The organism is Pseudomonas sp. N40(2020) (genome assembly GCF_014472415.1).
Taxonomy (GTDB): Bacteria; Pseudomonadota; Gammaproteobacteria; order Pseudomonadales; family Pseudomonadaceae; genus Aquipseudomonas.
Map to the genome: position 1 here is coordinate 17,883 of NZ_JACSZV010000003.1, position 22,270 is coordinate 40,152.

Here is a 22,270-nt window from a genome sequence, read left to right on the forward strand (position 1 = left end):
CATCACTCAGAAAACACAAAAAAAGCCTTCGGCTTAACCTTCTCAGGCGGCGAATTTGCCAACGCCTGATCCATCAAACTCCCCGCCTTATCCTTATCCGCCGCCCCCGGCAGCACCGGCGGTTTAATGCCAATCCCTGTGCCGGAGCCAGCCGAGCCACCGGCATTAATCTTCACCACTGGCCCAACCACCGTCACGCCGCCAGCATCCAGCTTGATAAAGCTCCCACCCCCAAGAATGGTCAGCTCCGTCCCCGCCTCGATAACAATCTTGTCCCCAGCCTTGAGGTGTATCTCTTTCCCCACGCTAGTCAGTTGCGCTGTCCCAAGCTTCACATGCTGGTTCTGCCCAACCGTGAGGTGATCGTCCAGCTTCGCTTCAATCTTGCGATCGGAAATCGTGGTGCGATGTTCTTCAGCCTTGAGCTCGGTGTAGGTGTTCTTCACCACCGTGTCATGACGTTCATTCCCGACCCGAATCTTCTGGTCGTGCTCAACGCTTTCATCCCAATCGCGCTGCGCATGAATGTAGATCTGCTCAGCGCCTTTCTTGTCTTCAATGCGCAGTTCGTTGTAGCCACCGCCACCCGGTGAGCTGAGTGTTTTGAACACGCTGCGAGTCTTGTTCGCCGGCAGTGCGTAGGGCACCGGGTTTTCCTTGTGGTACAGGCAGCCGGTCACCAGTGGTTGGTCGGGGTCGCCTTCGAGGAAGGTGACGAGGACTTCCATGCCGATGCGCGGGATGCTGATGGCACCGTAGCGGTCGCCGGCCCAGGAGCTGGAGACGCGCAGCCAGCAGCTGGTTTTGTCGTCGGCCAGGCCTTCGCGGTCCCAGTGGAATTGGACTTTGATGCGGCCGTATTGGTCGCAGTGGATTTCTTCGCCTTTGGGGCCGGTGACGTGGGCGGTCTGGCTGCCGAGGACGCGGGGTTTCGGGTGTTCGAGGGCCGGGCGGTAGAACACGTCCCACGGGGTGGCGAGGAAGGTGTTGCGGTAGCCCTGGTGGAAGTCGTCCTTGTTGTCGGTGGTGTCGCTGGTCACGCCTTCTTCGAGGACTTGCGGCTGTTTGCCTTCGTGGACGATTTCGGTGAGCAGCCAGAGGTCGTTCCACTCGCTGCGCGGGTGGTCGGACATGGCCATGAAGTGGCCGCTGACCAGTTTGGTCTGGTCGCCGCGACCTTCGGCCTGGCGGTAGTCGGCGCGGTGGCGTTCGAGGGCGCGTTGGCTGAGGAATTTGCCGCGCGCGCGGTCGATGAAGCGGCCCGGGTAGTCGTAGTCTTCGAGATCCGGTTCGGCGTCTTTGCTATCGAGAGCGCCTTCAGGTTTGTACGCCGCTTCCATTTGCAGGCGCGGCTTTTCGAAGTCGTAGTCGCGGCGCGTGGTGCGGCTGGTGCGGGTTTCCAGGCGCAGCTTGAAGCCTTTGATCACCGGTTCGTCGGCGACCATGCCGCTGCCTTGCACATACGCGGTCGGCTGGCCGAGGTCGGGGAACACGGTCTGGTCGTCGCCGAATACCAGCAGGTGGCCTTTGTCGCTGTGCTGGAAGTGGTAGTGAATGCCTTCTTCTTCGCACAGGCGCTGGACGAAGTGCAGGTCGGTTTCGTCGTACTGCACGCAGTAGTCGCGATCCGGGCACGGCTGGCTCAGCTGGAAGCTGTAGGCGTTGCCCTTGATGCCGTGTTCTTCGAGGATCAGCGCGATGATTTTCGGCGCCGACATCTGCTGGTAGATGCGTTGGTTGGTGCGGTGATGCAGGTATTGCAGTTGCGGCACCAGCGACACTTTGTAGCGGGTCAGGCGTTTGCCGGCATCGCCTTGGGCTACGCGGTAGATCTGGCCGTGGATGCCTGAGCCTTGCGGGTCGAAGGCGAGAAAGGCCTGCTTGTGCAGGAGCTTTTCCAGGTCGAGATCGGGGTTTTCGCTGACCAGTTCGAGGTCGAAGCGATACGGCTGGCTGATGCCTTCGGTGCCGACAAACGACAGCACTTGCAGGTCGCCCACGTAGTCTTCGACCTTGAGGCTGAAGTGGGTTTCGTTAGCTGAGTTGAACATCGTGTGCTCCCTGTTCGAATGTCATCCGTTACGCCCGAAGTCGCAGACGTTGTAGCCAGGACGAAGTGGCGCCCATGGCGTCACGCAGTTGGTCGGCAGTGATGGTGCGTGCTGCCGGATCAAAGCTCAGCGCGGTTTGCAGCGCTGGCCAACAGTGTTTCGGTAGGTTTTGCGGTGCTTGCAGTTCGCGCTCCAGGTGCTCGTCGCGGGCCTGGGTCGAGGGCAAGCGGCGGAACGGGTGTTTGCCGCTCGCCAGTTCATAGATCACGCAGGCCACGCCGTACACGTCCGCGCTGGCCGACAATGGTTGGCCCTCAAGCAGTTCGGGGGCGGCGTAGCCCGGGGTCCAGGCGTTGAAACGCTCGCGGCTCAGGTGCGGCAGGCCGGGCAAGGTGCCCTCTTCTGCCTGGCCCAAACCGAAGTCGAAGAGGCGCAGGCCGTCTTCGCTGAGCATGACGTTGCTCGGTTTCATGTCACCGTGCAGCACGCCGCGACGGTGGGCATAAGCCAACGTGTCGAGCAGCGGCAGGACGATGTCGCGCAGTTCTTTCCACGGCAGGCCGAGGGGCCGCTCGCAGAGCAATTTGTCCAGGGTCAGGCCACGCATGTATTCCATGGTGATGAAGGCCCGCTGGCAGTCAGTGTCGACTTCAAAGGTGTGTGCGCGCACAACGTTGTCGTGGCGCAGGCGTCGGGTCAGGGCGAACTCGCTGTAGAGCAAGGCACTGGCGTCCGGCGATTCGGCAAATTCTTCGCTGAGGATTTTCAGCGCAATGTAAGGGTCGGGATCGCCGAACTGTTCGTGCAGCAGATCCCTTGCCCGGTAGACAGCACCCATGCCGCCCGCCCCGAGCAGACGCTCGAGGTGGTAGCGACCGGCGAGCACGTCCGGCAGCGCACCGATGCTGGCCTTGGTCGGGGCCAGCGCAGGCTCTGCGTTGTTGGACTTGGCGAAGGCGAAGTAGGTCAGGTTGTTGGCCTGTTCTTCGCTCATCAGCAAGTCATCGATTGGCGATTCGATATTGGTCATTGGCGGATCACCACGGCAGTCAGGTTGTCGCGAGCGGAGCCCCGCAGGGCGCCGTCGAACAAGCGTTCCAGCGCCACGTGTGGCGCGCTGAGGCTGAGGGCGTTGCCGAGGGCATCGCTGCTCAGGCCTTGGTACAAACCATCGCTGCACAGCAAAAACGCATCGCCCGGATACACCTCAAGTTCCAGTACATCCAGGGTCAGTGTTTCGGCCGCGCCAACAGCTCGGGTCAATGCCTGAGCCGCCGGATGCGCTGCCGCCTGTTCGACGCTCATTTGCTGTTCGTCGATCAATTGCTGTTGCAGCGAGTGGTCTTTGGACAGCTGATACAGACGCTGCCCGCGCCACATGTAGCAACGGCTGTCGCCGGCCCAGATGCAGGCCGCGCGATTGCCTTCCACCAGCAGCGCCACGACGGTGCTGCCCATGATGCTGTCGTGACGGCCGGCAGTGACGGTCAACTCCTGCCCCAAACGCCGGTTCAGCCAGTGCAGGCACTGGCGGATGGCTTTGAGGCGTTCGTCGAAGTCTTCGTGTTGCGGCAACTCAGCCAGGCTGGCGACGATCAACTGGCTGGCGATGTCGCCACCCTGATGACCGCCCATGCCGTCCGCGACCACCCACAGCCCCTGCTGTGGCGAGTCGAGGAAGGCATCTTCGTTGCGCGCCCGCACCTTGCCCGGGTCGGTACGCGCCGCGCTGCGCCAGGTACTGGCCACGAGCATCAGAGCTGCACCGGCATACGGAAGGTGCGCAGTACGCCCATGTCGAACGGGTTCGGCGTGCGTTGGCTGGTCAGCAGGTAGTTGGCGCGCAGGCCACCCACGTCGGCTTTCAGCACCAGCACGTCGCGACCGGTCAGGTACTCGGTCTGCATCAGGTCGAACAGACGGAACAGCGACCATGGGCCGGAGTTCTTCTCGATACCGATCGGACGCCCGGCCATTTTGTCCATCACCAGACTGGTGCGGCCGTCTTCAGCATCGGTCGGCCACTTGAACGACATTGGCAGGATCGGGCCGTGACGGTATTCCATGGTCTTGTCGCCGAACTTGAATTCGGAACGGCTGACCGCCGGATCGAGGGTGTACGGCTCAAGCTTGAACTGCACGGTCGGCTCGGCCGGGTTGATCGAGAAGAAGCTCTGACGAATTGTCAGCGCAGCGGCCATCTGATCGAGGTAGACCTTCGACACCGGCAGGCTGTGACCGTCGACGCTGCGCATCCGGTAGTTGCCCGGATCACCGCTGACGAACGGACGCATGTAGCTGTCGAAGAAGCGGTCGACGGTGCCCTGAGCCCGGAAGAACTCGCGGAAGTCGCTGATCGCCACGTCGCTGGTGCTGCTGGCGCTGAACGGATAACGCTTGCTGATGGTTTTGCCATACACGCTGTACAGCTCGTTCTGATAACGACCGTTCAGGTATTGGTAAGCATCGTTGAGTACCAGACGCCAGGAATCTTCAGCCAGCACGTTGAACCACACGCTCAGCGGACGCGGCAAGCGACCCGAGGCGGCACGCAGGTTAGTCAGCGCATCACGCTGGCCGCTCATGCGGGTTTTCGCCAGTTCGAACGCGGCTTGTTCCGGCGTACTGGAACGGGCCAGACCGGACAGTTGCAGTTGCAGGTCGTTGAGCGCGCTGAGAGCCGGGGTCAGGTCAGCGGCCGGGCCGTTGTTGTCATCGAGCAAACGATGCAGCGGTTCGAAGCGACGTTGCAGGGACTTCTTGGCGGTGTCCGGCAGGTTTTTCGCGACGTTCAGGGCCGAAGCCTTGTCCGCCACGGCCGAGGCCAGTTTGCCGACTTTGCCAATCTTGCCCTTCTGGCCGGCCAGCGCATCAGCGGCATCACCGGCTTCATCCACCGGATCGGCGGCTGCTTCGAAGCGGGTGTTTTCGCGGACTTCAGTCAGCAATGCCAGTACCGGCGAGTTGGCCGAAGTCAGGCCCGCCAATTGCTCGGCGCCTTCACCGGCGTCGCTGATCGGCGGCAAAGCCACCTGGCCAACGGCCTCGCTCCAGTAGTTGGCGTAGTCGCGGAAGTACAGTTGCTCCAGCTCGACCATCAGGCGACGCAAGTCCATGTCGCTGATGCCGACGCCTTCGCCCAGCACCCAGTTGTCACGCAGGATGTCGGTGACCAGCGCCGAACCCTGCACCGAGAAGTACTGCTGATAACCCTGTTGGGTGTAGAAACCCGGGATCACGTACTCGGTGCCGATAAACAACGAGCCCTGTGGGCCGAGGTGTTGGCTGAAGCGGTATTCCGGCAGGTTGCGCGCCTGCTCGCGGAGCATGCGATAGACCACGGTCGCCAGTGATTCGGCGCGCAGAACCTGACGTGCCTGCGTCACCAACTGATCGTTCAGCGGGTAGATAAACGGCTGCTTCAGCAGGCGTTCGAGGTGGGTGTTCAGACCGTTCTGCACCGCGGTGTTGCCGGTGTAGCGCTGCGACCAGTCAGTGGCGACCCAGTCCTTGAGCCATGCGGCGTCGCGACGATCTTTCATGTTCAACATCAGGTACGCACGCAGGCTGTTGAGCAGCTTTTCGCGGTCCTTCATGTTGGCGCGGATCTGCCCTTCGAGCATCGTCGCAACCCGTGGCAGCAGTTGCGTTTCAAGCTCGCGCTCGTAAGCCACTTTGACCACTGGATTGACGTCTTCGCCCTGATACAAACCACCACGTTCGTGGTACGAAACGTCGCCCTTTTTCGGGAACGCCTGCGTCGCCGCGTAGCTGGTGTCGAGGATTTTCAGCGCGCCCATCGCGTCATCACGCGGGGACAGCGCCGTGCGTTGCTGAGTCCAGTTCTGCGCCAGTGTCCGCAGGTTTTCCAGACGCTCGTAGTTGGCCGAGAAACCGCCCGCCCAAAGCATGCCAAACAGCGCCAGTGCCGCCAGTGCGCCGACGTACAGCGCGCGCTGGCCCCAATGAATGCGGCTGCGTTCGCGCTTGTCCAGACCCGCGAGATCGGACTCGGGGAAAATCACCTGACTGAACAGATGATGGATGAAGCGCGAACGACCGCTGCGCAGCGTTGGCAGCACACCGGCATTCATGCCGAGGCTGGCACCGATGCCGGCGGTGGTTGCGTCCATCTCTTGCGTCAGGTGCGGTGCGCTGGTCAGGTAGAAACCACGCAATTGCGTGGCACGCTGATAACGGTTGCCGGTGAACGCCATGTCGACGAACAGGCACAGGCGCTCGCCGATCTGCCCCAGTTGATGCGGGAAGTCGAGGATGCGGCCACGGCGCTGGGTATCGCGCTCGGAGTGCATGCGCATGATCACCTGGCTGTTGAGGCGACGCAGCAGTTCTTCGAACTCGTTGCGCAGCACAGCCACGTCGGTGCCCTGCTGATCCTTGCGGAAACTGGTGCCCAGCACCTGATCGCTTTCTTCGCGGGTCAGTTGATCGAAGAACTCGTCGAAGCCCAGCAGCTTGTCAGCCTTGCTCAGCACCAGATAGACCGGTACGTCGACGTGCAGCTTCTGATAGACATCTTGCAGACGGCCGCGTACCTGGCGCGCCAGGGTGTCGATGTCCTGCTCGCTGCCACCGGTGAGGGTTTCCACCGGAATGGTCACCAGCACGCCGTTCAACGGACGGCCGCGACGACGCTTGCGCAGCAGCTCCAGCAAGGTGCGCCAGGCGCTGCCGTCGACTTCGGCGTCCGGCTGGGTGGTGTAGCGCCCGGCGGTGTCGATCAGTACACCATGGTCGGCAAAGTACCAGTCGCAATGACGGGTGCCGAGGGTGTCGCGGGTCAGCTTGCGGTCGATCTTGTTGATCGGGAATTCCAGACCGGAAAAGTCCAGCAGGCTGGTCTTGCCCGAGGCCTGTGGGCCGATCAGCAGATACCACGGCAAGTCACTGCGCCAGCGCTCGCTGCGGCCGCGATACAGGCTCGAAGTCTTCAGGGTTTTCAGCGCGTCTTTGAAGCGCGCCTTCAACTCTTTCTGCTCGTCGTCGATCAGCTCTTCACGGCGGATACGATCCTGGCCGTCTTCGGTGGCTTCGACTTCTTTCTTGCGTACACCGGCGCGCCAGCTGACGAAGACCATGGTCAGGCCCCAGATCAGGAACAGCACGCTGATGGTCAGCAGGCGCGAGGTCGCGCTCTCCCAGAACTTGTAGTCATCTACCGCCAACAATGGACCTGCGAACCACACCAGCAGCGCCACGAACAGCACCAGCAGCAGGGTCCAGACCCAGGTCTGGCGCAGGAAGGCGCCGACTTTCTTGAAAAACTTTTTCATCACACGTCCCTGTTTACGGCTGCGACTGCGGTTGAACCGCGGCTGGATCAAGCGGCTGATAAGGTTGCAGAACGGTGTCGCGCTGCTCGCCCAAGACCCAGGCGAAGCCCGAATACATGACCACCAGACAGACGAAAGTGAACAACACCACCATCCACGCTGGCACGATGCGCACCAGGTTGCGGCGCTGATCGTTCAGGCCTTCCCAGTGCGGCGACAACTCGCGCGGCACGTCGCCACGCAACTGACGGATCTGGCGATACAAGGCATCGCGGATGCCTTCGAGTTCGAGCATGCCGCGCGCTTGTACGCGGTACTTGCCCTCGAAACCGAGGGACAGGCACAGGTACATCAGCTCCAGCATCGGCAGGTGTTTGACCGGGTTCTTCGACAACCGATCGAGCAACTGGAAGAACTTCTCGCCACCGAAGGTTTCGTTGTGGAAGCTGCTGAGCAGGCTCATCTGCGACCATTCGCTTTCGTTGCCCCACGGCGTGGTCACGACGGCTTCGTCGACCACGGTGCAGAGCACGTAACGCGCGGCCATCACCTGGCTGCTTTCGGCGCCATTGTGCAGGGCGCGCACTTCAAACAGCTTGAGCCCGGCGGTCAGGCGCTCGTTGAGCGCGTACAAATCTTCGCGGGTCTCGCTGTGTTTGAGGCGCACCACTTCCGAGAGCAGTTCGGACGACGCCGCCACCAGCGAATTGAGGCTGATGTTGAACGCTTCGGCCGGACGCAGGCGCGCAGCGTAGATCATGCGTTCTTCCAGTTGCTCGAAACGCGGCGGCGCGGCGAAGTCGGTCAGCGGACTGGCTGCCGGTCCGTGGCCCTGACGATCGAGCAGGACGGTTTTGTCGTCCTGGTTGTAATCCGTTTCCTTGATCATGTCGGTCAGTTCCTGATGGCCCAGAATTTCAGTTCAAGCTCGGCGAATTCGCCGGACACGTGGAACGCGAAGCCGCCGGAGCGCTCGAGTTGTGCCAGGTCTTCGGAACTGAGTTCGAGGATGAAATAGGTTTTGTTGGAGTGGAACGCGATCTGCCGCGGGGCCACCGGCAACGGTTTGACCTTGATCCCCGGCAAGTGCAGGTTGACCAGTTGGCGGATGCGCTCCACCGGGCCGACCTTGAGGTGCGCCGGCAAGCGGTGGCGCAGTTCTTCGGAGTCGCAGTTGGCACTGGCCGCCAGCACGAACGAAGCCGAGCCGAGCAGTTTGTGGTCGTGCAACGGCGACACGATGATGCCGTACTGACGCGCTTGCAGGATCAGTTCGATGGCGTGCTGTTCGAGCACCATCGACAGCACCTGACGAATCGCTTCCATCAGTTTGCGGAAGCTCGCGCCCTGGTCGGCGTGGGAGTAGCGGCTGTCCAGACGCGGACGTTTGCTCTCGCCGGAGAAGGTCGCCAGATCGCCGAGCATGGTCAGCAGCGTGCGATACAACTCTTCCGGATGCACCTGCTCCAGACCCAGATAGTGGCGCAGCAGCAGTTCAGTGCGGTTGATCAGTTGCAGCATCATGAAGTCGCCGACTTCCGCACCGCCGACCTTGCCGTTGGAGCGAATCCGCTCGGCAATGGTGTCGCCACGGTGGCTGAGCATGCTGATGACTTCTTTCAGGCACGACAGCAAGTAGCTGGAGGCGTGGGCCTGAATGTAGGTCGGCACGAAGTCCGGATCGAGGCTGATCACGCCGTCGGGCGTGGTGTCGAGCACGTCGCAGATCTTCAGCTTCACGTAGGCCTGATCGCTCTGCTGCTCGCCGAGCAACAGTTTGAAATCCGGGCGACCGCAGCTGACCTGGCTGGCGGAATCGTCGCCGGCGTTGGAGTCAGCCACTTCGGCGTCGTACGCGGTGTAACGCGCGAGCACGTCGGATTGCTCCGGACGGCGCGCCTCGATGTGGTTGCCGGTGACCAGCGGCAGTGCCAGGTAGATCGGCGTGTTGCCGGTGTTCGGCGGCACGTCGAGCGCCAGCGGTTCGGTGTTGCCACCGAGTTCGAACAGGCTGCCGTCCGGCAGAATCCCCGAGGCTTCACTGATCACCAGTTTACCCATGTTGAGGAACTGCAAGTCGATCTCCAGATTGAGGAAACCCCAGGTGTAGCCACCCAGCAATTGGGTGCGGGTTTTCATCTGGTGATCGAAGTAGCGATCGTTGTGCTGGAAGTGCTGCGGACGCAGCAGCATGCCTTCCTGCCAAATGACTTTATGGGTATTCATGTTCAGTCATCCGCCTTGGCGAGCACTTCGTGGGTGTTGCGGATACCAGCCTGATCGAGGGTCAGATCAGCGTCGGTGAGCTCCAGCGGAGTGATCTGCACCGTGTAGCGCCATTTGGTTTCCGGCAGGTCGCGGTAGGCGGCGAGGATGCCGACGTAACGGCTGCCCTCCTCCACGCTGAGTTTCAGCTCCACGGTTTCACCCGGGCGCAATTCGAGTTCTTCGCTGGCCACCAGATCCGGGTTGAGGGATTCTTTGGCGCGTTCGTAGAGACTGAAGAAGTCAGCGTTCTCGAAGGTCACCGGGTGCTTGAGTTCGAACAGGCGCACCACGATCGGCGAAGGACGGCCGTTGAGATCCGGGTTCAACTGATCGCTGCCGGTCAGTTTCAGGTTGACCTTGGTCACTTTCGAGTACGGCGACAGCGACGAGCAACCGGCGAGCAGCACCAGCACGGTGAGCGCAGTCAGCGTCTTGAAAAAAGCGGTCGAGCGGCGAGACATGCGCATCATCCTTGGTGGTCGGTGTGGAGGGTGGAGATCAGGCGGATCTGTTCTTCGTAGGCCTGAGCGAAGTCGCGGGCCAGCAGACGCTCGCTCCAGTCATCGTCCTGACGCAGCGCCTGGTGATAACGGCCGAACGCTCTCCAGCGCCCGCCGGACGTGGCGATCAGTGGCTTGTTGTCGCGCTCGAAACGCAGGGTCAGTTGCTCCGGCGAGAAGTGCTCCAGCGTGCCGCGCACAGCGGCGCGGCTGGCGGTCAGCAAAGCCACCTGATGCGCCTGCAAGTCACGGAACGCGCGAGAGATGGCTTGCTCGGCCGGCAGATGCCCGGGCTTGCTCGGCTGCAACAGAATCTGCAGTGCTTCGCTCGGGTCGACGGCGAATTTCAGCGGGTTCTTGTTGGTGCCTTGCACGGTGGTCTGGGCCAGACGCAGCTCGTTCTTCAGCTCCGAACGTGTACGCAGGCTCTGCTGCAAACCGCCGATGCTCTGACGCAGCAGACGCGCGGCGTTCAGTGCCAGGGCTTCGCGTTCGTCATGACTGAGGCCTTTGACATCCACGCCCAGCGCAGCACCGAAGTGATCCCAGAAACCTTCGCTCTGACGCTCGACGGCTTTAGGCGCCGGAGCAGGCTCAGGTTCGGCGGGCGCGGCGATCAGTTCCGGCACCATCAGGCTTTCCATATCGATGCGCGCATAGTCGGCACGCTGACGGGAGTCTTCAGGCTTGGTGTTCGGCGCCAGCAGTTCGTCGATTTCCGAGTAGACGCGCTCTTGCTGTTCGAGGGCGTTAAGCGGATCGAGATCGAGGAACGCGTCATCGGGGATGATGCTGCCAGCGGCGCGTGGACGGCCGACTTCACCGTCGAAGGTTGCCGGGTCACGCACCAGTCGCGCGCGAATCTCGAAGTCACCCAGCACGTAGGTGCTGCCGTGCTCGATGCGCATCGGTTCGCCCTTGTGCAGGCGTGCGCCGCTTGTGCCGTCCTGAACACCATTGCTGCTGGTGTCGGTCAGGAAAAACGTGCCTTCGCGGTAGCTGACAATCGCGTGATGATTGGACAGATGACGCTTGCGGTCAGGGATGATCCAGTCGCAGTCCTCGCCCCGCCCGATCACGCCGCCGGCCTGTTTGAAGGTCTTCTGGCACAACTCGGTGGGCACGAACTGCTTGGTGTTCAGCATTTCGAAAACCAATTCCATGTTTGATGCTCCTTGCGGTCACTTGCCGCGATTGACCGCTTGCGGATCACCCAACGGGCGATAGTCGTTGTCGTTGAATTTGTAATTGCCGCTACAGCCGCCAAGGCCGCATAGAACGACGAGGGTCAGCAGGACAGCGTGCCAGTGACGAACAGACATCAGAGGGTCTCCAGGGGTAGACAAAGCACAAAGCGCCGACCCTTGCGGGCGGCGCTGAAATTGTTTTTTTGCGGGGAAATCGATGATTTTGGCCTACCCATCGAAATCTCCCAGATTGATGTTCAACCGCCCGAGGCGGTACAGCAGCGTGCGCCGGGGCAGGCCCAGTTCGCGGGCGGCGAGGGTCTGGTTGCCGTCGTTTTTGCGCAGGCAATCGAGCAGTAAAGTGCGCTCGACCTGTTCCAGGCGTTCGCGCAGATTCAGACCGCTGCTGTCTTCAGGCATCGGCTCCATGCGCAGGGAAAAATGCTCGGCGAGCAACTCGCCGCCCTCGCACAACAGCACCGCGCGTTCGACCAGTGCCTTGAGTTCGCGAACGTTGCCGGGGAAGGTGTAACCGCACAGGTGCTCAAGCGCCCCGTCCGACCAGCGCACCGGATCACGCTGCAAGAAGGTGCAGGTCTTTTCGGCGAAGTGCCGAGCCAGATCGAGGATGTCGCCTTCGCGCTGGCGCAGGGCCGGCAGTTCGATCGGGAATTGCGCGAGGCGGTAGTACAAGTCCTCGCGGAATTTACCTTCGCTGACCAGCACCGACAGATCGCGGTGCGTCGCGGCGATGATGCGCACGTCGATCTTGTGCGTGTCGTTGGAACCCAGCGGACGGATCTCGCCCTCCTGCAACACGCGCAGGATCTTGGCCTGCAACGACAGCGGCATGTCACCAATTTCGTCGAGCAACAGCGTGCCGCCATTGGCCGCGTCGAACAGCCCGGCGCGGTCGCGGTCGGCACCGGTGAAGGCACCTTTGCGATAACCGAACAGTTCGCTTTCCAGCAGGTTTTCCGGGAACGCCGCGCAGTTCTGCACGATGAACGCCTGAGAACGACGCGGGCCGCAATCATGAATCGCCCGCGCCACGACTTCCTTGCCGGTACCGGTCTCGCCGCGCAACAGCACGGTGTACGGGCTGTGCAGGACTTTGCTGATCAGCGAGTAGGTCTGACGCATCGCCGCGCTTTTGCCGATCAACCCGTAACCGCTGATGCTCGGCACACTGCGCAGTGCCGGTTCCATTACATCCAGCGGCTGACGCAGGCGTTGCAGCAAATGCAATTGCCCCAGCACAAACGAGCCGAGCTGACCCAGCGAATCAGCAAAGCCCTGCAGGTCGGTGCGATGACGACTGGCACACAGCAGCAAGCCTTCGACAGCCTTGTGATGATTGACCAGCGGCACGCACAACAGCGACTGCCACGGCGCCGTCGCGGCGGGTAGGAAACTGGTTTCGTGCAGGCTGCCACTGAGGTCGTCGAGGCACACCACGCGGTTCTGGCACAGGGCGAATTGCAACAGTTGCTCACCGTTGTAATCCGCCGGCAGGCTCGCGGCCTGACGCGGTTGCAATGCACCGTCGAGGTACTCGGCGTTCATACCGAGGCACGTGTGGGTGGCGTCGAGCAGATACAGCTGCGTCAATTCGCAGCCACTCAACTCGGCCAACCCACGCACGAATTCACCCAGCAACGCAGCACCGTCCGCCGCCCGCGACAGACTGGCGAACTGCGCCAGCAACGCTTCGGCATAGACCAGCGGCTGCGGCACTTGAGTGAACATCACGCCCACCTCAGGCGAACTCGCACATCACGCTGGCGTTGCCGTCGAGCGTGGCATGCACACGCTTGAGGCTTTCGCCGGTGGCCATCGCGTCGAGCAGACGATCCGCCACCAGCGGCAGTACGTGCTGATCAAGCAGATGATCAATCAGGCGTGCACCGCTGTCGCTTTGCGTGCAGCGCTCGGACAGGTGATCGACGAGGTTCTGGCACCAGCTGAAATCCAGCTGACGACGGTTGAGGCGCTCGCCGAGACGACCGAGTTTGATCTCGATCAGCTCGCGCAATACCGGGCCACCGACCGGGTAGTACGGCACCACTTTCATCCGCGCCAGCAGCGCCGGCTTGAAGTGTTTGCTGAGTACCGGCCGAATGGTTTCTTCGAGCAGTTCGGCGGTTGGCCGCGCGCCGTCTTCACAGAGGTCGCTGATCTTGTCGCTACCGAGGTTCGAGGTCATCAGGATCAACGTATTGCGGAAGTCGATCTCGCGACCTTCGCCGTCGTTGGCCACGCCTTTGTCGAAGATTTGGTAGAACAGGTTGAGCACGTCCGGATCAGCCTTTTCGACTTCATCGAGTAGCACCACCGAGTACGGTTTCTGGCGCACGGCTTCGGTAAGCATGCCGCCCTCGCCGTAACCGACGTAGCCCGGCGGCGCCCCGATCAGGCGCGAGACGGTGTGCTTCTCCTGGAACTCGGACATGTTGATGGTGGTGATGAAACGATCACCGCCGTACAGCAGATCGGCGAGTGCCAGTGCGGTTTCGGTCTTGCCGACGCCGCTCGGGCCAACCAGCAGGAACACGCCGACCGGTGCATCAGGCTTGTTCAGGCCGGCGGCGGTGGCGCGCATCGAGCGATCCAGTGCGTGTACGGCTTGTTCCTGACCACGGATGCGCGTGCGCAGGTCGGTGGCGAAACTGGCGACTTTGGCGTTGTGCTCACGGGCCAGTTGCGCCAGCGGCACGCCAGTCCAGGCGCTGATCACTTCAGCCACCAGACGCGGGCAGACTTCGAAGCTGACCAGACGCTCTTTGACTTGCGCGGCGGTCAGAGCACTGTGGGTTTCGTTGAGCTGGGCTTCCAGCGCTTCAACGCTTTGGCCGTCCTCGACCTCGGCAACGATGGTTTCGATCACGGTGCCTTCAGCGTCTTCTTCAACGTTGACGGTCGGCTCGACGGCGGCGGCTTCGCGGGCCTTGGCCAATTGCTGACGCAGCTCCAGCAGGCGCTCGGCCAGCTGCTTCTGCTCAGTCCACAGGGTTTCCAGCGCGACCATCTCGTTTTCGGCTTCGTCCAGACGCGCTTCCAGTGCTTCCAGCGCTTCGTGGTCGATCAGCAGACCGGCTTCGGCATCGCGGCGCAGGGCCTGACGCTGACGGCCACCTTCGGCCAGTTCGCCACGCAGACGCTCAAGGCTTTCCGGGGCGGCGGCGAGGCTGATGCGCACGCGGGCGCACGCAGTATCGAGGACGTCGACGGCTTTGTCCGGCAGTTGCCGACCGGCCAGATAACGCGCAGACAGCTCGGCGGCAGAAACCACCGCGTCATCACGCAGGTAGATGCCGTGGCTTTTCTCGTAGACCTGAGCCAGACCACGGAGGATGGTTACCGCTTCGCTGACAGTCGGTTCGTGCAGTTGCACCGGTTGGAAACGACGGGCCAGGGCCGGGTCTTTCTCGAAGTATTTCTTGTACTCGGCCCAGGTGGTCGCGGCGATGGTGCGCAGTTCGCCGCGAGCCAGTGCCGGTTTCAGCAGGTTGGCCGCGTCGGAACCACCGGCATTGCCGCCCGCGCCGATCAGAGTGTGGGCTTCGTCGATGAACAGGATGATCGGCTTCGGCGAGGCTTTGACCTCATCGATCACGCCTTTGAGACGGCGTTCGAATTCGCCTTTGACGCTGGCGCCAGCCTGCAACAGGCCCATGTCCAGCGACAGCAGTTCAACGCCTTTGAGTACCTGCGGCACTTCACCGGCAGCGATACGCGAGGCGAGGCCTTCGACGATGGCGGTTTTACCGACACCGGCTTCACCGACGACGATCGGGTTGTTTTTGCGGCGACGGGCAAGGATATCGACCATCTGACGGATCGCGCCGTCGCGGCACAGCACCGGGTCGAGTTTGCCGTCACGGGCCTGTTGGGTCAGGTTGTGGGTGAAACGCTGCAACAGCGATTCGCCCTGCGCGGCCGGTTTGCCGTTGGCCGCCGGTTGCTCCTGTTGCGACAGAGCAAATTCTTTCAGGCGATCGATGTTCAGCTTGGCGAGCAGCGGCTGATAACGGCTGCCGGCATAACGCATCGGGTTACGCAGCAGGGCGAGGATCAGCGCGGCGTCTTCGACCTGGGTCTGGCCCAGTTCGAGGTTGGCCACCAACAGGGCGTCTTGCAGCCATTGCACCAGTTCCGGTGCGAACACCGGGTTGCGCGAAGCGCTGTGTTCAACGCGCGATTGCAGCGCGGCACTCAGCTCACCGGCATCGACGTCAGCATCTTGCAACGCGCGTGCGAGCAAGCCGTTCGGACGCTCCAGCAGGCCGAGCATCAAGTCTTCGACGAGGATCTTGCTGCCGCCACGGGCAACGCAACGCTCGGCCGAACGCTCCAGGTCACGACGGGTTTCGGCGTCCAGCGCCTGGATGAGTTGTTGCAGGTCTACGTTGATCATGGCTCACGTCCTTAATGAATTTTGCTGCCCAGGGTCACCACGCCGTCCGCTTTCTCGCGGCCCAGCCAACTGGTCCAACCGAGGCGACAGGCGTTCTGCTCACCAATGCGCAGTTCGCGGATTTCTTCCTGGCGCAAAACCAGGCGAATGTCGTAATCGAGCGGGTCACGCAGGGTGAACCGCACCAGCGCGCAGAGCGGCTGGTAACCGAAGCCGATCGGCAGGAATTCGTGGAATCGCTGCCAGTCGAGTTGGGTGATGTGAATGCGGAATTTGCCGCTGCGGTCGCGCACGTGTTCGCCGAGCACCAGGTCTTCGCCGAGCATGCTGTTGGCACGCCCCAAACGATTGCGCTGCTCTTCGAGAATTTCCACGCGGCGCTCGATGCACTGCTCGATGACCAGGTCTTCGTGCTTGAAGTAGTAACGCAGCACGGCTTCGATCAGCGCCGCCGAGTGCGCCCGCAAGCTGAGCAGGCCGAGGTACGGCAGCAGGCGTTTCCAGTTGAGTTCCTTGGCCTTGCGGATCTCGTCGCCGCCCAGACCGATCAGCGCGAACAGCTGCGACGAGAACGGGTCGATCGCGCCGCTCTGGAAACTCGCGCGGTAGCGGTACTTGCGCCAGATCGGCAGCATCAGCCGTTGCAGGCGATGGTGGAACAGGTCGAGGAAATTGCGCGTCGGGTTGCCGTCTTCGCTGTCGCCCAGTGCCTGCTCGCCGTAGAACGCCGGCAGCGGCGAGCCGGAACCGACCAGACCGATCAGGTTGAACCGCATACGCGCGCGCATCTGCCCGTGCTCTTCAAAAAACTCCACGCGATCGACATCGCTGCGCGGGAATCCGAGGCTCGGGTTGGCCTGGAACTCGACGTGATCGTACAAATCGTCTTCGCTCAGGTGCGGGTGTGCCTCGCGCAGCCGGTCGATCACCAGCAGCACGGCCTGAAACAGCGAGTATTCGCGTATTACCCGGGTCAACCCGCTTAAAGCAGGGGTTGCAGACCCATACGTGGTGTCCATTGGTACACCTCTCCCTGTGTGCTTTTTACCCGCAGCTCATGGAATGAATTGAGACTGGCGTAAAGCGCGAAAAACTCGTTAAGAACCGAAGCGAAAACGAACAGGTCGCCTTCGCCGATATACCCTTCCGGGTCGATGGTCAGTTCGGTGCGCAAACCGCGCACCGGCAGGCCACGGTGCAACCGATCGACGTGGTGGTGCTTGATGTGTTTGAGGCCGCCGAGCAGGCGCTTGCTGACCTTCTCCGCGTGCTGGTCGTAGTAGCGCGGCAGGTCGTAGGTTTCCAGAATCACCTTCAACGCATTGACGTCGGCCAGCGACAGATAGTTAAGCGACATGTTGCTGATCAGCTTCCACAGGAAGTCACGGTTCAGCGGCGGCGCGAAGCTTGAAGTGGCCGGGGTGATGTTGCGGAAACTCAGGAACTCCGGGGTCTCTTCGCAGGCCATGCAGATGTCGCCGAGCTTGAGCTTGCGCGGCAAATTCTGGTTGGTGCACATCAGCTCGATCGACAGGGTTTCATGGGCTTCTGTGTGGCGGATGCCGAAGCTCAAGTAAGTGTCGAGGCCGTCGTGCAGCAAGGACGAACGCTGGCGAATGCTGTAATGCGGACGGCTGTTGGGCACGTCGAAACTGGGGTCATGCTCGAAGGATTCGAACGGCACGTACTCCTGATAACCGAGGCCACCGGGCTTCCAGCCAGTCACGGTTTCCACCGAGAACACGCCGCAGTTTTCCAGATCGTATTCCGCTGGCAGCAGCAGGTATTCGTCCTGCTTGCCGTCGAGGCGAATCGGCAATGCGTCGTGCGCGAACAGGTTGGCAATCGGCGTGCAGAACAGCTTCACGTTATCCAGGGTCGGGCGCATGCGCATGATGCCGCTCTTGCGGATATCAAAACGCAGTTCCAGACCGCGCATCTGCTTGAGCGTGTCTTCCGGCAGTGCCTTGAGGATGTCCAGACCGTTGACGTCGACGAACAGGAACTTGTCCTGAAAGGCGAAGTATTCCTGCAGGTAGCGATAGCCCCGGAAGGTGTTCAGCGGATACGGAATCAGCGCTTCTTCTTCGGCAAAGCCCACCGGTTTGACCCGGTCACCGGGAATCTTGAACGCCATCGGTTTGCCGCTGACGCCATCAATCGGCTTGCCGGCGCCGTCGAGCGGGATCAGTTCAATGCCTTCGAGGTTGCGCAGCAGGCTCAGGTAAAGCATCTGACTGATGTAGCGCTCACCGGCAAAGTGCAGGCGCAGTTTGCTCAGCTCCAACTCGCCGAGGTGGCCGTCGGCGCTCATTTCCAGACGCAGGCTGAGCAACGAACCGTCGCCCTTCACCGAGTAGTTCAGTGCAGCGAGATCCAGCGGCAACACCTCGGTCGGATAGCAGGTGCGGAAGCGGCAGCGCACGTCTTCGATCGGCTTGCTTTCCACCGGCGTATCGCGCTCGACCACCAGCGCCGGACCCGAACGCTTGAGCGGATCGAACTGCAAAATGCTGAACGCCGGCAGCGGGCGCATGTAGTTCGGCCACAGCAATTGCATCAGGGAATGGCTGAGCTCCGGCAACTCGTCATCGAGCTTCTGGCGCAGACGCCCGGTCAGAAACGCAAAGCCTTCCAGCAACCGCTCCACATCCGGATCCCGCCCGGCCTGCCCCAGATACGGCGCCAGCGCCGGACTACGCTCGGCGAAACGACGACCGAGTTGGCGCAGTGCGGTGAGTTCGCTTTGGTAGTAGTGGTTAAAGGACACGGGTTACCTGCCTGGTAGTGGAACTCATCAAAAAAATATCCTGTAGACCGCGACCGTCACGCCGGCACAGACGTAACCGCCAATCAGGAGAAACGGCACAATCGAGATCCAGCCGTACGCCATGTAAGCGTCACTGGACGGCCCGACGAGCAGACTGAACAAGCCATACAGCATCCATGGCACGGCGTAGAACGGGATGAACTTCACCGGCGCCCACCAAACCATCCGCAGTGCCTGTTGCTCGTTGCGGCTCTGCGCCGATCGGGATATCCACAGCGAAAAACCCAGAAACCCGGGAACTCCCCACCACAACAGGTACTGCCAATAAATCCCGGACGACTCGGGTGTTGAGTACTCGCCATTCCACAGGCCATAGGAACTGATCGCCAACACCGCCAGCAATGGCCACCACAAGGCGGCCATGAAGAAGCTCAGTTGCGCACGGCTAAGCATGAGCAGGACTCGCAGGCGACGTCTGTCGCATCAGCGCAAGCCTCTCCCAACGCAGTTCAATGACCTGCGTGAGCAGAATCGCCAACAACGTGACTCCGCCTTGGGCCACGGTGTAGAACAGCGCACGTAGCGGGTAGTCAGGCACCATCATGAACAGAATCCAGGCAACCATCAGAGCGAGCAGACCGAGCTTGGCCCACAGGTTCGGGATGATCGCGGCCAGCGCGTTTATGCCAAAAAATATGTAGATGAACATGTAGTGGGCGATGCCAATCGCCACGCCACGGGTGGTGAATCCGCCGTTGAAAGCCTTGTAGGCCACAACCACTGCGTTATTCAGAAACACGTAGGCCACACATCCCGCCGCGTGGATCGCCAGACAGAGTGCAAGACGCGCATAGATATTCATCACTGCGCCACTCCCTGCTTTTTCGGCGTGATCGCCATCCCCGAATACACATAGAGCTCGACGCCGTCATAGCCGCCAATGGCTGCAGCGCTCAATGGGTAGCTGTCCCGCGTGCCGTATCGAACCCAGCCCTCAGTCCACACTCCGCCACTCTCGTGGCGAATCTCGACGTAATAGTCCGGCGCCTCGTTCCTGGTAACTTCAACGAATACCCCGCCATCCTCGGCGCCAACCCACAACGCGTTGGGATGAGCGAACAGCTTTGGTTTGGTCGAGCTTTCCATTCGCAACAGCAGCGCGAAGCCGACCAGAATCACCAGCAAACCAACCGAGCTGAGAAAAGCGACAAGACATTGCCAGGCTCTGAGTTTCATTGAGCCGACCCGAACATGTGCGTCATGGACAGAACGCCCCATCAGTAATGACCCATGAACGAACAGATTTTTCTTCAGTTCTTTCGGTGCTTGCGACAGCCTTTCGCAACGTCTGCGCGTCGATGGTTTTGGTCCCCGTCGAGCTCTTAATCGACAGGCTGTACTGGTCGCTGATCTGACCGGCTACGTCCTCGCCGAACGATCTGTAGTTGGCGATAGTTCTGCGCTGATTTGGATTCAACACCAAGCGGCGGGCTTTATCGTCATAGTTGGAGTCATGCACCACGGACAATTCCAGAGGCACGCCACAGGTGTTCAGCAGGAAAACATTATTGCTGTAGACCTGCTGAGCGGCGTAGGTAGTCACTGGGATGAAAAACGTGAAAAACACTGCCCCGCCCGACATCGAAATCATCCTTGACTGTTTCATGAGCAGATCGATGCCTCGCTGATCATTTCTTCGTACCTTGTTTCGCACTGCACCATGTTTTGAAATTCAGACGATCAAACCCCTGACAAACATTTGCTTTGGAAATAAAAATGTAAGGCGCAGCCGCGTCATAAGAAAAATAATAATAATTTTCCCCATCCTGACCGTAGATCCAATAAGAAGACGACCCTTGATTTATCTCATAAGGTTCAAATGCGAGGATTGAAGATTCCGCAGGAATAAAATTAACGCCGTCCATTAACAGCATCAGCGAATTGGAGAAAATATTTGTCCACACGACAACCCCCACAGCCAAAATGCCGGCAGCAAGCGCAAGAGTGGTAGACGTCGAGAGTTTATCTTTCATAAAAATACAACCACGCCGTACCTGCTTTCGCTGCGTCTAACAACGTCATAGCATCGGTTGAATACTTTTCGGCAAGCGGCCCCGAACCGTTGTAGGAAGCAATCACCTTTTTCAACTGGTCTGCGGACAGCACCCCGGAGTGACAGCGAGTCCCGGTAGCCCGGTCAACCAGTTCACGTAGATGGCCGGCGCAATAGTAGAGGTCCGCCTTCCAGTCATCACCCGGGATTCGCGTGTCTTGGTTCCACCCGAAAATCCGGTACTGAACGTCTTCGGGCAATGGTTTCTTGCAGTAATAGTTCTCTGTGTATTGAACGGACTTCTGCAATGTTGCCCTACTCATATTGGCAAAGCCGCTGGAGCCACCGGCCAACTTGTCCGGGACGGCATCGAAAGCCAAGTTGTCAACAATCGCCAGCAGAGTGGTCAGCGACCGTTCGCCGAATTGCATGGATTGAAGAAATTTACTGCCCTTAGGTCCATTCTCCTGCTGCAGAATAACCGCCAGCAAAATATGCGGGACGCCATAATATTCAGCCGCCTGCTTTATCCAGACACGAATTTCTGTATCAGAGAAACTTGCCTTAAGCATTTCCTTGGTTTTTGGCACGTACCACATAATTTGCAACGGAGAAGGCAGCTCGCCGGTATAGCTCGGGATGCTGTCGTAGCCAGCCAGCGTTGTGACTTCTTTTCCGTTACAGCGGCAAACCTGCAACTCTACCGGCGCAACCTCAGAGGTTTTTGTGCTCGCGGCCGCGCCAGCTGGCACATATTCCTGCCCATCCTTGTTGATTTTTTCAGCCTCGGCCATGAACGAGTACTCCCTCAGCTCTCAATAAAAACTTCGATTTTTTCGGAAGCTGTATGGGCCTTCACGCGATGAGTCAGGCCCAACTCATTGGTGATTCCACTTTCGAGAGAACCATCCGCTCGACGGAGTAGGTATTTAGTATCGGCAAGCGGATTGCCCAGACCGTTCTTGAGCTGGAACTGAGCATCAAAGCCCGGAATGATCAAAGGCAACGGAGGCACAAATGACGCTGGCGAATGCGAATTCCCGATAATCACCGTCCCGGAACCTGCCGTGACCTTGTTGCCATGCGTACCCACCGAATCAACAGTGGCGGCAGGCTTGCCGTTGATCAACACAGTGGTCGCCAAATTTCCCGACATCGCACCACCACACGCCGAGGCATCGCCTTGGCGGGCGGCCGCGAGGCCGTCGAAGAACACGTCGCCGGAGCCGGCGGCGATCGGGTTGGTGCCGTGGCCGGGGAGCGGGCAAGCGGTGGGGTCGGATACGCGTGCTGCGGGTTTGCCAGACATCGGGGTTCTCCTTAGTTGACCTTCACTTGTCCGCTGCCATCCAGACGCGCGGAAAAACTGACCTGACGCTTGAAACCTTCAACTTCCAGCAAGCCTTCGATACTGAAGGCCAGGCGAAGCTGATCGTGGTCACGCGGCAGGGAAATGACACGCACGTTGCTCAGGCGCGGTTCGTAGGCTTCGATGAAGCTTTCGATGGCCAGGCGGGCCTGACTCAGGGAGTCGTGCAGGCTCAGACGCATGTCATTGAGATCGGGCAACCCGTAGTCGGACAGCGTTTGCACGCTGCCGGCCCGGGTGCTGAGCATTTTGGCCAGATGGGCAGCCACAGACGCCATGGCCGAAGCTTCGAGGCTCCTGCCTTTGCGCTGTTCCGCGTCGCCATTGAGGCGCTCGAAAAGACTGCCGTATCCGTCCATGA

At 60.7% G+C, this 22,270-nt stretch carries 21 protein-coding genes; all 21 read right to left on the bottom strand.

Features of this window, described 5'->3' with window-relative positions:
* Positions 1 to 2: 2 nt before the first annotated feature.
* The gene (locus IAI51_RS02915) at positions 3 to 2,051 is read right to left on the bottom strand and encodes a type VI secretion system tip protein VgrG (protein ID WP_187677126.1); all 2,049 of its coding nucleotides are present in this window, start codon (positions 2,049 to 2,051) and stop codon (positions 3 to 5) included.
* Positions 2,052 to 2,079: 28 nt separating this feature from the next.
* On the bottom strand, positions 2,080 to 3,081 hold the full coding sequence (locus IAI51_RS02920) for a serine/threonine-protein kinase (RefSeq protein WP_187677127.1): 1,002 nt from the start codon (positions 3,079 to 3,081) through the stop codon (positions 2,080 to 2,082).
* The gene (locus IAI51_RS02925) at positions 3,078 to 3,806 is read right to left on the bottom strand and encodes a PP2C family protein-serine/threonine phosphatase (RefSeq protein WP_187677128.1); all 729 of its coding nucleotides are present in this window, start codon (positions 3,804 to 3,806) and stop codon (positions 3,078 to 3,080) included. Before IAI51_RS02925 ends, IAI51_RS02920 begins: the two co-directional genes overlap by 4 nt.
* On the bottom strand, positions 3,806 to 7,345 hold the full coding sequence (tssM, locus tag IAI51_RS02930; protein ID WP_187677129.1) for a type VI secretion system membrane subunit TssM: 3,540 nt from the start codon (positions 7,343 to 7,345) through the stop codon (positions 3,806 to 3,808). The genes IAI51_RS02925 and tssM overlap by 1 nt, the downstream gene beginning before the upstream one ends.
* 13 nt (positions 7,346 to 7,358) lie before the next feature.
* Positions 7,359 to 8,234: a type IVB secretion system protein IcmH/DotU gene (gene icmH / locus IAI51_RS02935; protein WP_095187890.1), complete on the bottom strand. Its 876-nt coding sequence runs from the start codon at positions 8,232 to 8,234 to the stop codon at positions 7,359 to 7,361.
* A gap of 5 nt (positions 8,235 to 8,239) precedes the next feature.
* A complete protein-coding gene (gene tssK / locus IAI51_RS02940) occupies positions 8,240 to 9,571 on the bottom strand; it encodes a type VI secretion system baseplate subunit TssK (RefSeq protein ID WP_187677130.1) in 1,332 nt (443 codons plus the stop codon).
* A gap of 2 nt (positions 9,572 to 9,573) precedes the next feature.
* The gene (gene tssJ, locus IAI51_RS02945; protein WP_187677131.1) at positions 9,574 to 10,074 is read right to left on the bottom strand and encodes a type VI secretion system lipoprotein TssJ; all 501 of its coding nucleotides are present in this window, start codon (positions 10,072 to 10,074) and stop codon (positions 9,574 to 9,576) included.
* A gap of 5 nt (positions 10,075 to 10,079) precedes the next feature.
* Positions 10,080 to 11,276: a type VI secretion system-associated FHA domain protein TagH gene (tagH, locus tag IAI51_RS02950; RefSeq protein WP_187677132.1), complete on the bottom strand. Its 1,197-nt coding sequence runs from the start codon at positions 11,274 to 11,276 to the stop codon at positions 10,080 to 10,082.
* An 18-nt stretch (positions 11,277 to 11,294) separates the two neighbouring features.
* Entirely contained in the window at positions 11,295 to 11,435 is a 141-nt protein-coding gene (locus tag IAI51_RS02955) for a hypothetical protein (protein WP_003229566.1), read from the bottom strand.
* Positions 11,436 to 11,528: 93 nt separating this feature from the next.
* Entirely contained in the window at positions 11,529 to 13,049 is a 1,521-nt protein-coding gene (locus IAI51_RS02960) for a sigma-54 interaction domain-containing protein (protein ID WP_187677133.1), read from the bottom strand.
* Between the two features lie 10 nt (positions 13,050 to 13,059).
* On the bottom strand, positions 13,060 to 15,717 hold the full coding sequence (tssH, locus tag IAI51_RS02965) for a type VI secretion system ATPase TssH (RefSeq protein WP_187677134.1): 2,658 nt from the start codon (positions 15,715 to 15,717) through the stop codon (positions 13,060 to 13,062).
* An 11-nt stretch (positions 15,718 to 15,728) separates the two neighbouring features.
* Complete coding sequence (tssG, locus tag IAI51_RS02970) at positions 15,729 to 16,736, bottom strand: type VI secretion system baseplate subunit TssG (RefSeq protein ID WP_187677135.1); 1,008 nt, start codon at positions 16,734 to 16,736, stop codon at positions 15,729 to 15,731.
* Entirely contained in the window at positions 16,700 to 18,487 is a 1,788-nt protein-coding gene (gene tssF / locus IAI51_RS02975; protein ID WP_187677136.1) for a type VI secretion system baseplate subunit TssF, read from the bottom strand. The genes tssG and tssF overlap by 37 nt, the downstream gene beginning before the upstream one ends.
* Positions 18,488 to 18,514: 27 nt before the next feature.
* On the bottom strand, positions 18,515 to 18,940 hold the full coding sequence (locus IAI51_RS02980; RefSeq protein WP_187677137.1) for a hypothetical protein: 426 nt from the start codon (positions 18,938 to 18,940) through the stop codon (positions 18,515 to 18,517).
* Positions 18,933 to 19,349, bottom strand: coding sequence for a hypothetical protein (locus tag IAI51_RS02985; protein ID WP_187677138.1), 417 nt, complete (start codon positions 19,347 to 19,349; stop codon positions 18,933 to 18,935). The genes IAI51_RS02980 and IAI51_RS02985 overlap by 8 nt, the downstream gene beginning before the upstream one ends.
* A complete protein-coding gene (locus IAI51_RS02990; RefSeq protein ID WP_187677139.1) occupies positions 19,349 to 19,723 on the bottom strand; it encodes a hypothetical protein in 375 nt (124 codons plus the stop codon). The genes IAI51_RS02985 and IAI51_RS02990 overlap by 1 nt, the downstream gene beginning before the upstream one ends.
* A 22-nt stretch (positions 19,724 to 19,745) precedes the next feature.
* Complete coding sequence (locus IAI51_RS02995; RefSeq protein WP_262410284.1) at positions 19,746 to 20,153, bottom strand: hypothetical protein; 408 nt, start codon at positions 20,151 to 20,153, stop codon at positions 19,746 to 19,748.
* 22 nt (positions 20,154 to 20,175) lie between these two features.
* Complete coding sequence (locus IAI51_RS03000) at positions 20,176 to 20,520, bottom strand: hypothetical protein (protein WP_150694286.1); 345 nt, start codon at positions 20,518 to 20,520, stop codon at positions 20,176 to 20,178.
* A complete protein-coding gene (locus IAI51_RS03005; RefSeq protein ID WP_187677140.1) occupies positions 20,510 to 21,334 on the bottom strand; it encodes a hypothetical protein in 825 nt (274 codons plus the stop codon). Before IAI51_RS03005 ends, IAI51_RS03000 begins: the two co-directional genes overlap by 11 nt.
* A gap of 14 nt (positions 21,335 to 21,348) precedes the next feature.
* Entirely contained in the window at positions 21,349 to 21,849 is a 501-nt protein-coding gene (locus tag IAI51_RS03010) for a PAAR domain-containing protein (RefSeq protein WP_187677141.1), read from the bottom strand.
* Between the two features lie 11 nt (positions 21,850 to 21,860).
* Positions 21,861 to 22,268 carry a type VI secretion system baseplate subunit TssE gene (gene tssE, locus IAI51_RS03015; RefSeq protein ID WP_187677142.1) on the bottom strand — a complete coding sequence of 136 codons (408 nt, stop codon included), beginning with the start codon at positions 22,266 to 22,268 and terminating at the stop codon, positions 21,861 to 21,863.
* Positions 22,269 to 22,270: the final 2 nt, after the last annotated feature.

What these genes read in the sequence shown, in the direction of transcription:
- tssK (WP_187677130.1), bottom strand. Translation starts at nt 9,571, where the DNA reads ATGAATACCCATAAAGTCATTTGGCAGGAAGGCATGCTGCTGCGTCCG.
- IAI51_RS02955 (WP_003229566.1), bottom strand. Translation starts at nt 11,435, where the DNA reads ATGTCTGTTCGTCACTGGCACGCTGTCCTGCTGACCCTCGTCGTTCTA.
- IAI51_RS02995 (WP_262410284.1), bottom strand. Translation starts at nt 20,153, where the DNA reads ATGAAACAGTCAAGGATGATTTCGATGTCGGGCGGGGCAGTGTTTTTC.
- IAI51_RS02985 (WP_187677138.1), bottom strand. Translation starts at nt 19,349, where the DNA reads ATGAATATCTATGCGCGTCTTGCACTCTGTCTGGCGATCCACGCGGCG.
- IAI51_RS02980 (WP_187677137.1), bottom strand. Translation starts at nt 18,940, where the DNA reads ATGCTTAGCCGTGCGCAACTGAGCTTCTTCATGGCCGCCTTGTGGTGG.
- tssH (WP_187677134.1), bottom strand. Translation starts at nt 15,717, where the DNA reads ATGATCAACGTAGACCTGCAACAACTCATCCAGGCGCTGGACGCCGAA.
- IAI51_RS02925 (WP_187677128.1), bottom strand. Translation starts at nt 3,806, where the DNA reads ATGCTCGTGGCCAGTACCTGGCGCAGCGCGGCGCGTACCGACCCGGGC.
- IAI51_RS03000 (WP_150694286.1), bottom strand. Translation starts at nt 20,520, where the DNA reads ATGAAAGATAAACTCTCGACGTCTACCACTCTTGCGCTTGCTGCCGGC.
- tssE (WP_187677142.1), bottom strand. Translation starts at nt 22,268, where the DNA reads ATGGACGGATACGGCAGTCTTTTCGAGCGCCTCAATGGCGACGCGGAA.
- IAI51_RS02990 (WP_187677139.1), bottom strand. Translation starts at nt 19,723, where the DNA reads ATGAAACTCAGAGCCTGGCAATGTCTTGTCGCTTTTCTCAGCTCGGTT.
- icmH (WP_095187890.1), bottom strand. Translation starts at nt 8,234, where the DNA reads ATGATCAAGGAAACGGATTACAACCAGGACGACAAAACCGTCCTGCTC.
- tssG (WP_187677135.1), bottom strand. Translation starts at nt 16,736, where the DNA reads ATGGACACCACGTATGGGTCTGCAACCCCTGCTTTAAGCGGGTTGACC.
- IAI51_RS03010 (WP_187677141.1), bottom strand. Translation starts at nt 21,849, where the DNA reads ATGTCTGGCAAACCCGCAGCACGCGTATCCGACCCCACCGCTTGCCCG.
- tssJ (WP_187677131.1), bottom strand. Translation starts at nt 10,074, where the DNA reads ATGTCTCGCCGCTCGACCGCTTTTTTCAAGACGCTGACTGCGCTCACC.
- IAI51_RS02920 (WP_187677127.1), bottom strand. Translation starts at nt 3,081, where the DNA reads ATGACCAATATCGAATCGCCAATCGATGACTTGCTGATGAGCGAAGAA.
- tssM (WP_187677129.1), bottom strand. Translation starts at nt 7,345, where the DNA reads ATGAAAAAGTTTTTCAAGAAAGTCGGCGCCTTCCTGCGCCAGACCTGG.
- IAI51_RS02960 (WP_187677133.1), bottom strand. Translation starts at nt 13,049, where the DNA reads ATGTTCACTCAAGTGCCGCAGCCGCTGGTCTATGCCGAAGCGTTGCTG.
- IAI51_RS03005 (WP_187677140.1), bottom strand. Translation starts at nt 21,334, where the DNA reads ATGGCCGAGGCTGAAAAAATCAACAAGGATGGGCAGGAATATGTGCCA.
- tagH (WP_187677132.1), bottom strand. Translation starts at nt 11,276, where the DNA reads ATGGAATTGGTTTTCGAAATGCTGAACACCAAGCAGTTCGTGCCCACC.
- IAI51_RS02915 (WP_187677126.1), bottom strand. Translation starts at nt 2,051, where the DNA reads ATGTTCAACTCAGCTAACGAAACCCACTTCAGCCTCAAGGTCGAAGAC.